Genomic DNA, 15,124 nt, shown 5'->3' with positions numbered 1-15,124 from the left:
TTTGATATAGCTCTTAAAAGTTTAAAACTTGTTTTTGTATTTTCTCGAAAGAAAAATACGCTTGGCGTCTTGTTTCGTTCAGTTTTCAAAGAGCAAAATTGGAGCGGGTGATGAGAATCGAACTCACGACATCAGCTTGGAAGGCTGAGGTTTTACCATTAAACTACACCCGCAAATTAAATTAATTTTTATAGGAAATGCAGCTGGTCGGGAAGACAGGATTCGAACCTGCGACCCCTTGGTCCCAAACCAAGTGCTCTACCAAGCTGAGCTACTTCCCGGAAATATAAATGGCGCGCCCGAAAGGAGTCGAACCCATAACCTTCTGATCCGTAGTCAGACGCTCTATCCAATTGAGCTACGGGCGCAAATATCTAAGATGTAAAAACATTGGTGCGGCCGAGAGGACTTGAACCTCCACGGGGTTGCCCCCACTAGGCCCTCAACCTAGCGCGTCTGCCATTCCGCCACGACCGCGAAGCGACATATAATAATATAACAAATTTGATTTCTTATTACAACTAGTAAATAATGGTGCGGGTGAAGGGAGTCGAACCCCCACGCCATAAGGCGCTAGATCCTAAGTCTAGTGCGTCTGCCAATTCCGCCACACCCGCAAAATTTATAAAAATCAAAAATGGTGAGCCATGAAGGATTCGAACCTTCGACCCTCTGATTAAAAGTCAGATGCTCTACCGGCTGAGCTAATGGCTCATATGGCTGGGCTAGCTGGATTCGAACCAACGCATGACGGAGTCAAAGTCCGTTGCCTTACCGCTTGGCTATAGCCCATAAATAAAATGGCGGTCCCGACGGGAATCGAACCCGCGATCTCCTGCGTGACAGGCAGGCATGTTAACCGCTACACCACGGGACCTAATTAATAATTGCTAATTAAAGCAGGAAAGCTTTAATTAAATGACCCCTACGGGATTCGAACCCGTGTTACCGCCGTGAAAGGGCGGTGTCTTAACCGCTTGACCAAGGGGCCGTACATAAAAATTAACTGGCGGAGAAGGAGGGATTTGAACCCTCGCGCCGCTTACGCGACCTACACCCTTAGCAGGGGCGCCTCTTCAGCCTCTTGAGTACTTCCCCACAAAAAATGGCTCCGCAGGTAGGACTCGAACCTACGACCGTTCGGTTAACAGCCGAATGCTCTACCACTGAGCTACTGCGGAATAATGAGATAGAATATAAATGATTCTCTCGAAGTAATTCAAGTTGCCATGTCCTTATCGACTCTTATGATTATAACTACTTGTTACGTTATAGTCAAGAGTTTTTTTAAAACTAATTTTTCCTGAAATCCGTCTCCGAAGATGTTACCCAGCGGAGAAATCCAAATTTAACATACTTCCTCCTAAATTGTCAACTGTCTTATGAGATTTAATTTCCCTTTACATTTACCGCACACATATCGGTTTGTATCTACACGCCTTTTGCGGTTGTAAATCTGTCCACATGACTGACATGTATATTCATATAAACGAGTGGTACTCCTCTTTGCAGAAGCCTTTTTAGGGAGAGCCTGGCAAAAACGAGGTGCATCTACAATTTTCATCAAATGTCTAAAGTCCTGATCTCTATGCTTATATCCTCTTCCCTCAAGGTGAAGATGATAATGGCATAGCTCATGCTTTATGATACCATATAGTTCTTTTTCTCCATACTCATCAAAATACTTCCTGTTGATCTCAATATTGTGCGAATTTAGCAGGTAGCGCCCCCCTGTTGTTCGAAGCCTTGCATTAAAAGATGCCTTATGTCTAAAGGGCTTGCCAAATGCATCAATAGATACCTGCTCGACGATTCGCTGCAGCTGCTGATTATCCATTCTTTATAGTGCATTCCTTTCTGTCGATATCATACTATTTTTACCTTTCACACCAAATGGGTAACATGACAAACTGTCATCACATACATTAAATAGTACCTTTTCAGGAGTGGAGGTTCTATTAATGCCCAAGTGGTTTCAAAATCAAATTAGAAAAGCATTTTATGAAAAAAACTGTTATCAAATTAAATTGCTCAATCAATGCTGGTTTTTCTATAGAAAAAAGGAGGCTGACCCAGAACAGCTTTAACAGGGTCAGATCCCATAGAAACTAATTAAACATTAGGTCCAAGCATAGATAATGCAATCCGCTGTTTGTGTGTATCAACCTGATCCACCCATACCGTTACAATATCCCCTACTGAAACCGCATCTAAAGGATGCTTTACAAAGTTTTTACTCAATTTGGATATATGGACGAGGCCGTCCTGCTTAACACCTATATCCACAAAAGCACCGAAATCTACTACATTTCTTATAGTTCCTTGAAGCTCCATTCCCGGTTGCAGATCTTCCATTTTCAAGACATCTTGCTTTAATAATGGCTTTGGCAGTTCATCGCGGGGATCTCTCCCTGGTTTCCTGAGCGCCTCAATGATATCCCTTAATGTGATTTCACCGATATCCAATCGTTCAGCAAATTGGTTTGGGTCGATTTCATCCAGCTTTTCTTTTAGGGGTTCAGTGCCAATATCCGATGTTGAAAAACCAAGAATCGATAAAAGTTTAGAAACTGACAAATAATTTTCCGGATGAATCGGAGTACGATCTAAAGGCTGTGACCCTTCGGCAATTCTTAAAAAACCAATAGCCTGCTCGTAGGTTTTCGCCCCTAAACGAGGTATGCTCTTCAAATCAGCACGTGATTTAAATTTCCCTACTTCTTCCCTCTTCTTAACGATATTTTGGGCAACAGACTTTGATAGCCCTGAAACATATTGAAGGATAGCAGATGAAGCTGTGTTTACATTCACCCCCACCTGATTTACAGCTGTCTCTACGACAAATGAAAGGGAATCAGCAAGTTTCTTTTGCGAAACATCATGCTGATATTGGCCTACCCCTACTGATTTAGGATCAATCTTTACGAGTTCCGCAAGAGGATCTTGAAGGCGCCTCGCAATCGATACTGCACTCCTTTCTTCCACTTGAAAGTCAGGAAATTCTTCTCGTGCTATATCAGACGCTGAATATACACTTGCGCCCGCTTCATTCACAATGATATAGAAGATTTCATTTTTCATTTCTTTTAGAGTATCCACAACAAATTGCTCTGTTTCTCTTGAAGCTGTACCATTTCCGACAGCGATTATTTCAACATCATGTGTAGTTAATATTTGTTTAAGTTTTTCTCTAGCCTCTGCCTTCTTGTTAACCGGCGGGTGTGGGTAGATCACATTAATTCCAAGCACCTTTCCAGTTTCATCTATTACCGCTAATTTACACCCCGTCCGAAAAGCAGGATCTACACCTAGAACGGTTTTTCCTTTTAAAGGTGGCTGCAATAGAAGATTCCGAAGGTTTTCTGAAAATATATGAATAGCCCGGTCCTCCGCTTTTTCTGTTAGCTCTTTCCGGATTTCCCTTTCAATAGAGGGCTGTATGGAGCGTTTATAAGCATTCTCTATAGATTCCTTTACATAAGGTGCACAAAGAGAATGGCGGTTAGTAATTACTTTTGATTCTATAAAGGATAAGATAGCTTCCAGCTGCACACGCACAGATAGTCTTAGAATTTCTTCTTTCTCTCCCCGGTTTAGCGCCAATATTCTATGGGGAGCAGCTTTTATGATTGGTTCTTCATAGCTGTAGTACATCTCATAAACTTTTTTCTCATCTTTTTCTTCGTCTTTAACTGTCGATTCAAGAATCCCGCTCCTAAATGTCTGGGTTCTGATCCACTTTCTAATGCCGGCATCATCCGAAACATGTTCCGCTATAATATCTTTCGCACCATTTAACGCATCTTCGATAGTAAAAATTTCTTGTTCTTCAGACACAAATTCTTTTGCCTTTTCTTCTGGTATACCTGATGAAGGCTGTGATAATATCCATAGCGCTAGTGGTTCTAAACCCTTGTCTTTTGCTATGGTTGCTTTTGTTCTTCTTTTTTGTTTAAAAGGACGGTATAAATCTTCTACTTCCTGCAGTTTTACCGCCTGCAAGATCTGCTTTTCAAGTTCCGGAGTTAATTTACCCTGCTCTTGGATGATTCTTACAACTTCACCTTTTCTATTCCCAATATTCTCAAGATAGGTCCACCTGTCTAAGATATCCCTGATTTGTACTTCATCTAGAGACCCTGTCATTTCTTTTCTATAGCGCGCGATAAACGGGACGGTATTTCCATCCTGAATTAATTGAATAACCTGGCGGACTTGCTGCTTCGTAAACTTAAGTTCTCGAGTCACCTGTTCAATAATTAACATTAATTTATCTTCCATACAAATATGTAAACCCTCCAAACCATTCTATACTCTCAGATACATAGTACCAAAATGTACAGATAAGAGCTAACCTGCAAAATTTAAACAAACGTTTGATTAAATAAGAAAACCGCTCCAATTGCTTGTAAGCAAAAGGAACCGGCTTTTTAATTAGATGATTTACTTTCCCAATTTTTCTGTATGAAAGACTCTCGGCCTGATTCAATTCTTTCCTGTTTATATTTCTCGGGGTTTTTCTTATAGAACTCTTGATGATAATCTTCAGCAGGGTAGAAAGGGGATGCTGGGAGGATTTCCGTCACAATCGGCTTCTTAAATCTCCCGCTTTCAGCTAAATTTCTTAAGGATGCCTGGGCTAGCTCTTGCTGGCGGCCGTTATGGTAGAATATCGCTGCCCGGTATTGGCTTCCTCTATCAAAGAATTGCCCGCCATCATCTGTGGGATCAATTTGCGGCCAATATAAATCAAGAAGCTTTTCATACGGAAATATCTCAGGGTCGAAAGTTATTTGAACAGCTTCATAATGTCCCGTAGTGCCTGTTTTAACTTCCTCATATGAAGGGTTTTCTTTAGATCCGCCTGTATATCCTGATACAATTCCGTAAATGCCTGGCATTTCATCAAAAGGTTTTACCATACACCAGAAGCATCCGCCTGCAAAAGTAGCCGTCTCTTTTCTGCTTTCCGTCATTCCAATCCCGCCTTTCAAATTATATCGTTACATTATAACGAAAATTTTATCTGTTGAAAAAGAATTTTAATTTTCAATAAAAAAAGCTTACTTTAATCTACAAATTAAAGTAAGCTTCCTAATAGAAATGTGGTGTCGTCCGAGTAGGCGCTGTTCTCCTCCAGCAATAAATTTGCTGTTTGCTGCAGCGGCGCTTTAGATTTGAGCACCCGTTTAGCACCTACCATCTGCAAACCATCGGAATGCAAAATAAAATTAGAATTTGGTTCATATTTAAAATACTGAGTATGATACTTTTGCATCCTTCCTGATAAGTACCCTGTAACAGGAAGCGGATATATCAGTTTTCCATCTGGCAGACAGCAGAAAAATCTAATATTTCCTACAGAACTATAGACGAACTCTCTCGTATTAAAATCAACCTTTAAAATAGAGACAGCGGCCCCTCTTTTATTAAGCAGAACCTCATTACCCAGTTTCATTAATGCATCAACATCTAAATGATGATTATTTTTTACTACATCGGTCACTGCAGCCGAAGATTCATAGGCGTATTGACCGCTCCCAAGACCATCAGCTAATACGCAGATAAAATAGTCATCCGTCACTGTATAATAGTAGCTGTCACCGCAATAAGGCATATTATTTTTTGAGGATTGAGAGATAAGAAGCTCAAGATGCTGTTTTTTAACGTGGGTTTGGATCATTTTGCAAACTCCGAATTTGCCTCGGCATTAATGGCTTCTTGAAGCTTTTTAATCGCTCTCCTTTGCAAACGGGATACATGCATTTGCGAAATACCTAGCTGCTCCCCTGCTTCCTTCTGACTCAAGTTTTCAAGGAAAGTGTACTGAATGATTTTCTTTTCCCGATCAGTAAGAACATGCAGAACGCGTTCTAGGACAAGACGCTGATTGACCTTTTCAAACCCTTCATCTACATTGCCAAAGATATCTAAAAGTGTTACTGTTCCGCCATCAGAATCAGCTTCGATAGAGTGGTCGATTGATAAGGCTTGATAACTTTTACCCATCTCCATCGCTTCTAATACTTCTTCCTCAGATACTTCCAGATAAGAAGCAATTTCTTCGATTTTAGGCGATCTGTGAAGTTCTGTAGTCAACTCTTCTACTGTTACTTTAATCTTCGGTCCCAATTCTTTTATTCGGCGTGGAACATGAACACTCCAGGTTTTATCACGTAGGAAGCGTTTAATTTCCCCTATTATGGTTGGAACAGCAAAAGCCTCGAAGCTCTTGCCAAACGTCTCATCATATCTGCGTATGGCTCCTAACAGACCTATCATCCCAACTTGTATGATATCTTCATGATAAGATTTACCTTTAGAATATTTTCTCGCGATCGTCTCAACTAGGCCTTGATAGTGAAGGACAAGTGAACTTTGCGCTTCATCATCCTGATGCAGTTGGTAAGCCTTTATCCATTCGTTTACTTTTTCTTTTACCGCCTGGTTAGGTTGAGATTCTTTCTGCATCGCTCTCCACCTGCTCTCCTGCTAAAAACTTAGTCATGAACACTGTAACCCCTTCATGCTGATGTATCTTTACATCATCCATTAGAGATTCAATGAGGTATAATCCTAAGCCTCCTTCTCTAAGGAGTTCAACATTTTGGTCAGCAGCATACGGGCCTAAGCCTTGTCTAACTTCATCAAAATTACAGCTGTGCCCGCTATCAGCCACCATTACTTCCAGGCGGTCCTCATGTAGTCCAAAGCTGATTTTAACTTCCCCTTTTTCATTTTCCTTATAGGCATGCTGCACTGCGTTCGTACAGGCTTCACTTGTAGCAATTTTGAGATCTTCTATGTCTTCATAGGCAAATCCCATTCTGCTTGCAATACCTGAAAGGGTTAAACGAATAACTCCAATAAATTCGGGTTTTGCCGGAAACTTCATTTCTATATATTCAAATGTTTCGCTCATTTTACTCCACCTTCAGCATTGCTATTTATATCAATAATGTCAGCTAGACCAGTAATATCAAATAAGCGGCGAAGACGCTCAGATAAACCGACAAGACGGAATTCCCCGTTATGGGAGCGTACACTTTTAAATAGACCCACAAACACACCCAGACCGGTACTATCCATGTACGATACTTCTGATAAATCTACCACCATGTGTACATTTTGCTGCTCAGATAAGGGAAACAGTGTTTCTCTAAGCTTTGGAGCAGTATAAGCATCTATTTCACCTTTTACCTTAACTGTTGCTTTGGAATCTATATCTTTTACATCAATCATAATATTCATTAAAGTGACCCACCTTCTTCTTATCGAATTGCAATTAATATTTACCCAATCACATACGCCTTAAACATTTCTCTTAAGGATAATAAGTGTAAAATCGTCCCTTAATTGGAAATGCTGCATTTTTTCTAATTGTTTATAAATATTATTTACCATTTCCTGTGCACTTAGATGCATATTCTTTTCGATGAATTCAATCAGTGTGTTCCTTTCAATAAAGCCTTCACTTGTCCGGCATTCTGTTACACCATCAGACATTAGCACAATCATATCCCCTGGCGCTACATACTTTTCATATTGTTCATACTGCGTTTTCTTTTCAACACCTAACAGAAGTCCTCTAGCCGTTAAATCGGTGAATTCTTTCTTTTCAGCATCATAGTAAAAACCAGGTTCGTGACCTGCCGAAGCATACGAAAAGATATGGGTCTCAGGATCAAACAGTCCATAAAACATAGTGATAAACATACTCGGATCCACATTTCTTTCTACGACACGATTTAAACTTTCAAGCACACTTTTCGGGAAGTGCCGGTGGTCTGGAAGACTGTCCATCGCATATTTAATCATAGACATACAAAGCGCTGCAGGAATTCCTTTTCCGATTACATCTGCAATCGCAACCCCGACACATTGGTTTTCATCCTGGACAAAGTGATAATAGTCACCGTTCATATGTCTTGCAGGAACACTGATTGCCCCAATCTCCAAATCCTTAACCTTGGGAATATGGGTTCCAAGCAGGGTGTGCTGGACGTTAGCAGCAATTTCAATTTCAGACTTCAGCTCTTGCTGCAAATGTTTAAGGTTCTGGTGTTCCCTATATGCTATCCCATAGCCCATCATCACTTCTAAAAGAAAATCAAGAGAATGAAGGACCTCGTCAGGCAGATCCTCATAAGTATCCATTAGTGTGCTCTTATGAAAGCTTATAATTTCTTCAGGAGAAATTTTATGTTCAATGGTCTTGCGGCTGTATTTTTGGCCTTGGTATAAAGCCTGTTCTGTTTGTTCTTTCAAGTAATTCGAGAGAGCTTCACGGTACTTTTCTTCCAGATTCTCTCTAGACTCCATACTGGTTCCCCCTAACGGAGCCATTTTGTAGCACGGATTTCAGTGCCCTTGCCTACGTTTGTATCAAGGTCAAATTCATCCATTAATCTTTTAACGCCGGGTAAGCCGGCTCCAAGGCCACCCGAAGTTGAAAAACCATCTTCCATTACTTTTCGGACATCTGGAATACCGGGTCCTTCATCAGAGGCTATAATCAGCAATCCTGATTTACCGTTTTCATACAGCTTTTCAATGCACACCCTGCCCTGACCCGCATATAAATAAATATTACGTGCAAGTTCACTTATTGCCGTCGTGATTCTTGCCTGGTCAACTGTGCCAAAGCCAAGTTCCTTAGCAACGTTTCGGCCAAGCTGGCGGGCTGCTACGATGTCCCATTCATTAATAATCTTTACGCAGGATTGGAATTCCATTCTTTCAGTCCCCCAATTCCTGTTGTAATTTCTCCAAACCTTTTTCTAGATCCAAGGCCGTTAGGACATCGTCAAGTACAATGCCGAGTTCTATCAGGGTGATGGCAACTGCAGGCTGGATACCGGTAATAACCACTTTTGCACCCATGAGTTTGGACATACTTACTACATCACCTAATACTTTGGCTATAAAAGAATCTATAAAGTCAATCGATGTAATATCTATAACTACACCGTTTGCGCTTGTTTCATGGATTTTATGCAGCAGGTCTTCCTGGAACTGCAGGGCAGTCGCATCATCCAATTCCCACTGAATTGAAACTAAAAGACAATCATAAAGCTTTAAAATGGGGATTCTCATTCTTCCATTTCCTCCATCTCAACAATTTTGCGGGATGTAATTTCAAGGGCTGCTTCTATCCCTTTTTGAAGGGAATTTTTAGTCGTAATTTCATTTAAATTAATCCCCAGGTTTACAATCGTTTGGGCAATTTCCGGCCGGATTCCGCAAAGCATGCAATGAGCGCCTACCAAACGTACTGCTTCCGCTGCCTGAATAATGTGGTGCGCCACCATAGTATCTACTACAGGGACTCCGGTTATATCTATTAAAACAACTTCAGAACGATGTTTTACCACACCTTGAAGAAGATTTTCCATAATTTGCTTTGCTCGTTCTGTATCAATGGTGCCAACAAGCGGCATGACCGTAATCCTGTCTAGAACAGGAATAAGAGGGGCTGATAATTCCTGAAGGGCTATTTTTTGCAGGGAAACCGTTTTTTCCCATGTTTGTGAATACATATTTACAATTTCATTGTTCATAGGAGTCATAAAGCTGTCAAAATCATAAATGATATCCATTTGATTATCTTGATTCACAAGCCCCGTATCCATCATACCTTCAAAAGTTATTCTGGAAAATTCCCGAAGCCCTTCATTGACAAAGGTTAAGGGCCATCCCAATCTGACCACTTTCTCAGCAAAGTCTGTCAGGCGATTCAGGAACTCTTGTCCATTATCTGTCAGTCTTGTTGTGATCATATCGATAAATTCACTGCTTGTGCGGGCAAACATTTCATCAGAAACTACTTTGATTAAACGTTCATCTGCCTTTTCCCTCATATTTATGATCCAGTTATCTAGAATATTGTTTCTGTTATCCCTAATATACTTGTATACCAGCTCGTTCATGATTCCCTCCTATTCTAACATACCCAGCTTATCGGAATGCTCTTTTTAGAGTCTTGTTAACCAATTGTCATACATTCCATAAATATTTATTTCCGAATCATATAATCATCGTATTGATATCAAAACGAGGCTTTAATATGGTGTATATCTATATAAAAAATACTTGACAGTTTTTCTGCTCTACTTTTTCACTATAATGTCTCTGCCATAAATCCGTCAAATAATACAGCAGAATAGGAGCGGGTATTTTATTGCCAGGACATGCAGCAAAACGGACTATTCTGAAGATAATTGGCAAAAGAGCGGCCAATATTTTGTTTTACCTATTTATGCGCCTGAGAACAGCTTTTAGATCCTTCTATTTTCCCCGAAATCCTATGTTTAGAACAGCGGAAGAAATTTCTAAATTAATTCTAGAAAAAACAAAAAACGCTTTATTCAAAAGCGTTTTCCATGATAGAATATATCAAATTTAAAACTCAATTAGCCCCAAGCTGATTTGGACAGCATCGTCGACTTTTTTCATCATTTCTTCATCTAGATGCGTGATTTTATCAGTTAAGCGCTGTTTATCAATGGTGCGTATCTGCTCCAATAGAATAACGGAATCTCTTTCAAAACCGTAGCGCTTCGCGTTTATTTCGACATGCGTGGGCAGCTTGGCTTTTTGGATTTGAGCAGTAATCGCTGCCACTATAACAGTTGGGCTGAAGCGATTGCCAATATCATTCTGAATGACCAATACCGGGCGGGTTCCTCCTTGTTCTGAACCGACTACCGGTGAAAGATCTGCGAAGTATACGTCACCACGCTTAACTACAATCAAAGGCTTAACCTCCGCTTACTAAACGTTCCACACAATGGTCAGCCTCATATTCTGCAAGGAAAGCCTCCGAAGCAATTGATAAGTTTATGACTGCCATTTCAATATAGCCACGTTTCATAGATTCGCGAAATTCTCTTTTTTTACGTTCGCGAAGATACATTTCGGTCGCACGATAGATAAATTCGCTGCGATTGACATTTTCCTCTTTTACATACCCATCTAACTCTGATAAAAGATTTTGAGGTAATCGAACCAATATCTCTCTTGTTGCGCTGGATTCAGACACAAACAACACCTCCACCATCACTACACACCTTATATCTTCATATCTTCCCTTTACAATATTACCATTAAAACGTATATATGCAAAGAGCAGTTATGAATTTCTTTATTCTATTATCTACATAAACACCAGCTTTATATGCAAGTAACTTAGATTTTACTGTAAATTAATTGATTTATAAAGGTTAATCTAACAAGGAATTATTGGTAATTAGATTTTTTCCGTCTTTTATATAAATTCTTGGCACTCTGGCCGAAACTAGACAGGTAACTTCATAATTAATTGTTTCCAATTTTTCAGCTATCTCATCCACCGAAATAGTCTGTTCTCCACTTGTTCCTATTAGAGTAACTTCTGTTCCAAGTTTCATTTCATAAGGGAGTTTAATCATACATTGATCCATACAGACACGGCCTACAATCGGGGCTCTCAGCCCATCCACAAGAACCTCCTGCCCCTGAAGCTTTCTTAGAAATCCATCTGCATATCCGATAGGAAGTGCTGCAATCCATTCATCCTGTGCGGCTGTATAAACTGCTCCGTAACTTACACTCTCTCCTTTGTGCAGTTTCTTTACGGAAACAATTTTAGTTTTTAGGGAAAGTGCCTCCTGCAGCCGGTAAGGAAGCATCGGCTTTATATCCGGCGAAGGGGAAAGTCCGTACATGGCAATCCCAAGCCTCGCTGCCGTGAACAAACTTTCTGTAAACCTAAGCGCCGCAGCACTATTACTGCTGTGTATCAGCTTTGGTTTTTTTTCAAGATAATCGATCATCTCCTTGAATCTTCTGAGCTGCTTATCGAAATAATCCGTTTCAACCTCATCCGCTGTTGCAAAGTGAGTATAGATCCCCTCAAATTCAAAGGCAGAATGATTACGCAGAAATAGCTCTGCCGCCTTAATTTCTTCTTTAGTTTTGAAGCCTAACCGGCCCATTCCTGTGTCGCATTTGATATGAACCTTAACAGGTGAAATGTCCTCTAGGCTTTCTTTAGCTTCTTTGAGCCACTCATTAGTGAAAACGGTTAATGAAATATCTTCTCTTGCAGCCACTGCAGCATCTTCAGGCCTGCTCGCTCCAAGCACCAGTATAGGACAATCTATTCCTTTATATCTTAAATGTAACGCTTCATCTAAAAAAGCCACCGCTAAATAATCAGCTCCCGCTTCTAAGGCAGTTTTAGCTGTCTGTTCATAGCCGTGTCCATAAGCATTTGCCTTTACAACCGCATATAAGCGGACTGATTCAGGCAGGTGCTTCTTCATATTTGAAACATTATTATATATAGAATCTAAGTTAATTTCAGCCCAGGTATCCCGATAAAACTTGGTATTCTCCACTGAAGTCCCGCCTTTTAATCATTAATTTGTCCCTACTCCATTATTGCGGTTTATTAAAATTAGGTCAAACCATGCAGATGCGGCAGGATCATTTTTATGTTCATAAATAAGAAAATCCCTGTCTGCTGACAGGGAAGCATGGATTACACGCCATAGAGGATTTTATTTAACCGAAGCAGCCTCTACTGAACGCGCAACCATTAACATTTCATCGGGAGATAAGTCTTTGGATGCCAGCATATAGTCTACGCCATCGTATGTCCAGGTTAATGAGTGATCCGACATAGCCCCAATAGTAAAGCCTAAATCTACCGGTTCCCCGTTCTTCCTTGTGGAAGCCATTGTTGTTTCAGCGTAGCTTGCCTTCTCTTGCACTAATGTATAGCTTTGTTCACCGCCGTATGTCAGGACCACTCTTTTTCCGTTTGCGGTTGTTAACTCTTCTTCGTCAACCAGCTCCACTCCGTCTATTTTAGCTGTAGGCTGCTTGACCGTAAAGGCCTCATCTTTTGGTTCACCCGTTACAGGCAGGAGCTGTGCACTCGTCATATTTCTTTCCATATCAAATGCGTTCTTATCAAAGGATGCCCCAAATTTAACTTTGGTAAATTCTACGGCTACCAATGTATTTTTATCAGGATCCTGCACTTTAACACTCACAGGTGATAAATCGCCTCTGTTAAAAGCTATAACCTGATAAGGAAGCATTTTGTTGTTTTGATAGCGGGTTTTAGTCTCAAAAATATAATGTTTTTTGGTGGATTTAAACACAGCCGTTTTGTCCTCCATTACATCCTTTACCAGAGACTCATAAAGGTAAGCCTGGCTGCTGTTCTTAGGCCATTCGCTCTGAAATTTAAAGCTTTTATTTAAAGCGGGCGTAAGAACGAATACACCTTCCTTATTTCTTAAAATCATCTGGCTCTGATCTTTTTTAGGATTTTTCAAGTTCACCCGATAAAAGTCAGGATTCTTATGCCAGATCTCCACATTATAGACTTGAGGATCTTCTCCCATTTGAAGAGTCATCTTTGCATTAGCCTTATAGCCTTTCATCTCCGACACTTTTTCATTTAATGCACTCACAACATCTTCCTGTGATTTTGCTCCGCAGGCAGACAGGGCAACTATCAATATAAGCCCAGCAACTACTAACAGCCACTTTTTCATCTCTTCAACCCCTTTTGGTATTTGAACGTAAAAGGGAGAGGAAAAGGCGGATCAAGACATTGCGGGATTGCTCTAACAGCTGCTGCCTGTCTCCATCCGATGGGGATTTTTCATCCGGTAATGGGCCAGCGGAGACAGTTTTATTCACACTAAGAAGTCTTTATGAACAACCATTTTCCAGCAATACACTCTAACCAGGCCTTGTCTCTCCTATAGCACTACCATGTATATGAAGAGAGATTGGCCAATATGTCCAAAGATGCTGACAAGCAATCTAAATATCTTCGATGATGACCTGCGCAGCCGCATACTCACTGGTATGGGTAATACTTAAATGAACATTCTGGCTGTAAGGCCTAAAGATGAATGGCTTTCCTTCCTGGGTTTTCAGAATTTCAATATCTAGAAAAGACAGCTTGGAACCAATACCCGTTCCGTTTGCCTTCGCAAATGCTTCTTTCGCAGAAAATCTGCCGGCAAGAAATTCAATTTTTCTTCTCTCCCCCAGAGAATCATATATATCCTTTTCACTCTCGGTTAAAATGCGGTCAGCAAACTTTGGCTTTCTATTTATCAAATGCCTAATCCGCTTTAGTTCAATCAAATCCAGTCCTATTCCCTTTATCATTTTTATTTCTCCTTTATAAAAATACACGTCATATATTTTTTGAACGAAAGGTACAATTTAAAGCAGGTATTCAAACCGGAGAGGATGTTTAGCTTGTTTGCTCGGAATGAAAACTTTAAACAATTCTATACTAATTATCCAGCCGTTACATTGCAGCTAACCATTAATTTCATTTTTTTCTTATTAACCAGCCTTTCCATTTTTCCCGCTGCCCTTATTTTTGAAAAAATGTCTGGTGTGAATCTCTATATAGCCAACGGCGATTACTGGAGACTTCTCAGCCCGGTTTTTCTGCATGGATCCTTCAGCCACTTCGTTTTCAATTCCTTCTCGCTCGCGATTTTTGGACCCTATATTGAGAAGAAGCTGAAGCCATTTATCTTTATTTGTTTTTACTTTACCTGCGGCTTGTTTGGAAATCTCGCAACATATGTGTTAGAACCACTTACCTTTACACATGTTGGTGCAAGCGGAGCTATTTTCGGCCTGCTCGGCTATTATATGAGCCTTGTATGCTTTAAAAAAGAATCGATAGGAACCCAGCATTCAAGAACAATTCTTACCCTTTTCGTTGTGGGAGTCACCATGACCTTTCTTCAGCCCCAAATCAATATTATAGGACACCTTGGAGGTCTCATTTCAGGATTTATCCTGTCCTTTCTTATGTTCCAGGTCGAAAAATAAGAATGCTCTCCATGCTTAGTGGAGAGCATTTCTGACTGTAGCGGGCGGGAATCCTTGGCTTCGGGCAATAGCTTTGCGAGCAGGACCTCTCCCTTTTCGAGCAAGCCTTTTAAAATGCGAGCACACCATCTGTATTTGCGAGCAAGAGTCCGCTACTTACGAGCAACTTTCTGTATTTACGAGCAAACATCCAACACTTGCGGGGAAATAACAGGCTCCCAGATTCCATCTTACTTTTAGTCATAACCGCTCGTTTATTAAA

The 15,124-nt window shown here is 40.5% G+C and carries 18 protein-coding genes and 11 tRNA genes; 2 read left to right on the top strand and 27 right to left on the bottom strand.

What is annotated here, in order from left to right:
- Positions 1-99 precede the first annotated feature (99 nt).
- The 12 genes from JOC77_RS19595 to JOC77_RS19540 form a co-directional block, all read right to left on the bottom strand.
- A tRNA-Gly gene (locus JOC77_RS19595) sits at positions 100-173 on the bottom strand.
- A 31-nt stretch (positions 174-204) separates the two neighbouring features.
- A tRNA-Pro gene (locus tag JOC77_RS19590) sits at positions 205-281 on the bottom strand.
- A gap of 10 nt (positions 282-291) precedes the next feature.
- Positions 292-368, bottom strand: a tRNA-Arg gene (locus tag JOC77_RS19585).
- A 23-nt stretch (positions 369-391) separates the two neighbouring features.
- A tRNA-Leu gene (locus JOC77_RS19580) sits at positions 392-477 on the bottom strand.
- 55 nt (positions 478-532) lie between these two features.
- Positions 533-617: transfer RNA gene (locus tag JOC77_RS19575), tRNA-Leu, on the bottom strand.
- A gap of 21 nt (positions 618-638) precedes the next feature.
- Positions 639-714, bottom strand: a tRNA-Lys gene (locus JOC77_RS19570).
- Positions 715-717: 3 nt separating this feature from the next.
- A tRNA-Gln gene (locus JOC77_RS19565) sits at positions 718-792 on the bottom strand.
- A 9-nt stretch (positions 793-801) separates the two neighbouring features.
- A tRNA-Asp gene (locus JOC77_RS19560) sits at positions 802-877 on the bottom strand.
- A gap of 42 nt (positions 878-919) precedes the next feature.
- Positions 920-991, bottom strand: a tRNA-Glu gene (locus JOC77_RS19555).
- A 16-nt stretch (positions 992-1,007) separates the two neighbouring features.
- Positions 1,008-1,098, bottom strand: a tRNA-Ser gene (locus JOC77_RS19550).
- An 8-nt stretch (positions 1,099-1,106) separates the two neighbouring features.
- Positions 1,107-1,181, bottom strand: a tRNA-Asn gene (locus JOC77_RS19545).
- Between the two features lie 182 nt (positions 1,182-1,363).
- Positions 1,364-1,837 carry a SprT family protein gene (locus tag JOC77_RS19540; protein ID WP_204547549.1) on the bottom strand — a complete coding sequence of 158 codons (474 nt, stop codon included), beginning with the start codon at positions 1,835-1,837 and terminating at the stop codon, positions 1,364-1,366.
- A gap of 124 nt (positions 1,838-1,961) precedes the next feature.
- Between JOC77_RS19540 and cmpA the strand changes: the two genes are divergently transcribed.
- Positions 1,962-2,087: a cortex morphogenetic protein CmpA gene (gene cmpA, locus JOC77_RS19535; RefSeq protein ID WP_204547547.1), complete on the top strand. Its 126-nt coding sequence runs from the start codon at positions 1,962-1,964 to the stop codon at positions 2,085-2,087.
- A 25-nt stretch (positions 2,088-2,112) separates the two neighbouring features.
- Here the strand turns inward: cmpA and JOC77_RS19530 are convergent, their stop codons facing one another.
- From JOC77_RS19530 to acpS, 15 genes are all read right to left on the bottom strand, one after another.
- Positions 2,113-4,281, bottom strand: coding sequence for a Tex family protein (locus tag JOC77_RS19530; protein ID WP_204547544.1), 2,169 nt, complete (start codon positions 4,279-4,281; stop codon positions 2,113-2,115).
- Between the two features lie 149 nt (positions 4,282-4,430).
- The gene (gene msrA / locus JOC77_RS19525) at positions 4,431-4,976 is read right to left on the bottom strand and encodes a peptide-methionine (S)-S-oxide reductase MsrA (RefSeq protein ID WP_204547541.1); all 546 of its coding nucleotides are present in this window, start codon (positions 4,974-4,976) and stop codon (positions 4,431-4,433) included.
- Between the two features lie 104 nt (positions 4,977-5,080).
- Positions 5,081-5,683 (bottom strand): SpoIIE family protein phosphatase, encoded by a 603-nt coding sequence (locus JOC77_RS19520; RefSeq protein ID WP_204547538.1) that lies wholly within the window; start codon positions 5,681-5,683, stop codon positions 5,081-5,083.
- Positions 5,680-6,471 carry an RNA polymerase sigma factor SigB gene (gene sigB / locus JOC77_RS19515; protein ID WP_204547534.1) on the bottom strand — a complete coding sequence of 264 codons (792 nt, stop codon included), beginning with the start codon at positions 6,469-6,471 and terminating at the stop codon, positions 5,680-5,682. Before sigB ends, JOC77_RS19520 begins: the two co-directional genes overlap by 4 nt.
- Complete coding sequence (gene rsbW / locus JOC77_RS19510; protein ID WP_204547531.1) at positions 6,449-6,922, bottom strand: anti-sigma B factor RsbW; 474 nt, start codon at positions 6,920-6,922, stop codon at positions 6,449-6,451. Before rsbW ends, sigB begins: the two co-directional genes overlap by 23 nt.
- Entirely contained in the window at positions 6,919-7,251 is a 333-nt protein-coding gene (locus JOC77_RS19505; RefSeq protein ID WP_204547528.1) for an anti-sigma factor antagonist, read from the bottom strand. Before JOC77_RS19505 ends, rsbW begins: the two co-directional genes overlap by 4 nt.
- A 60-nt stretch (positions 7,252-7,311) precedes the next feature.
- Positions 7,312-8,322, bottom strand: coding sequence for a PP2C family protein-serine/threonine phosphatase (locus JOC77_RS19500; protein ID WP_204547526.1), 1,011 nt, complete (start codon positions 8,320-8,322; stop codon positions 7,312-7,314).
- An 11-nt stretch (positions 8,323-8,333) separates the two neighbouring features.
- Entirely contained in the window at positions 8,334-8,735 is a 402-nt protein-coding gene (locus tag JOC77_RS19495; RefSeq protein ID WP_204547523.1) for an anti-sigma regulatory factor, read from the bottom strand.
- A gap of 4 nt (positions 8,736-8,739) precedes the next feature.
- Positions 8,740-9,096: an STAS domain-containing protein gene (locus JOC77_RS19490; RefSeq protein WP_101645354.1), complete on the bottom strand. Its 357-nt coding sequence runs from the start codon at positions 9,094-9,096 to the stop codon at positions 8,740-8,742.
- Positions 9,093-9,929 (bottom strand): RsbT co-antagonist protein RsbRA, encoded by an 837-nt coding sequence (locus JOC77_RS19485; RefSeq protein ID WP_204547520.1) that lies wholly within the window; start codon positions 9,927-9,929, stop codon positions 9,093-9,095. Before JOC77_RS19485 ends, JOC77_RS19490 begins: the two co-directional genes overlap by 4 nt.
- Positions 9,930-10,401: 472 nt before the next feature.
- Positions 10,402-10,752 (bottom strand): type II toxin-antitoxin system PemK/MazF family toxin, encoded by a 351-nt coding sequence (locus JOC77_RS19480; protein ID WP_101645387.1) that lies wholly within the window; start codon positions 10,750-10,752, stop codon positions 10,402-10,404.
- Between the two features lie 7 nt (positions 10,753-10,759).
- Positions 10,760-11,041, bottom strand: coding sequence for a CopG family ribbon-helix-helix protein (locus JOC77_RS19475; RefSeq protein ID WP_026692981.1), 282 nt, complete (start codon positions 11,039-11,041; stop codon positions 10,760-10,762).
- A 181-nt stretch (positions 11,042-11,222) separates the two neighbouring features.
- Positions 11,223-12,380, bottom strand: a complete 1,158-nt coding sequence (gene alr, locus JOC77_RS19470; protein ID WP_204547517.1) for an alanine racemase — start codon at positions 12,378-12,380, stop codon at positions 11,223-11,225.
- Positions 12,381-12,542: 162 nt separating this feature from the next.
- Entirely contained in the window at positions 12,543-13,550 is a 1,008-nt protein-coding gene (locus JOC77_RS19465; RefSeq protein WP_204547514.1) for a LolA family protein, read from the bottom strand.
- Positions 13,551-13,824: 274 nt separating this feature from the next.
- On the bottom strand, positions 13,825-14,178 hold the full coding sequence (acpS, locus tag JOC77_RS19460) for a holo-ACP synthase (RefSeq protein ID WP_204547511.1): 354 nt from the start codon (positions 14,176-14,178) through the stop codon (positions 13,825-13,827).
- A gap of 93 nt (positions 14,179-14,271) precedes the next feature.
- Between acpS and JOC77_RS19455 the strand changes: the two genes are divergently transcribed.
- A complete protein-coding gene (locus tag JOC77_RS19455; protein ID WP_204547508.1) occupies positions 14,272-14,862 on the top strand; it encodes a rhomboid family intramembrane serine protease in 591 nt (196 codons plus the stop codon).
- Positions 14,863-15,124 lie beyond the last annotated feature (262 nt).

The organism is Peribacillus deserti (genome assembly GCF_016909175.1).
In the GTDB taxonomy this organism is placed as follows: Bacteria; Bacillota; Bacilli; order Bacillales; family DSM-1321; genus Paraperibacillus; species Paraperibacillus deserti.
The sequence above is the reverse complement of the archived record's forward strand: the minus strand, read 5'-3'. Positions and strand labels throughout refer to the sequence as shown.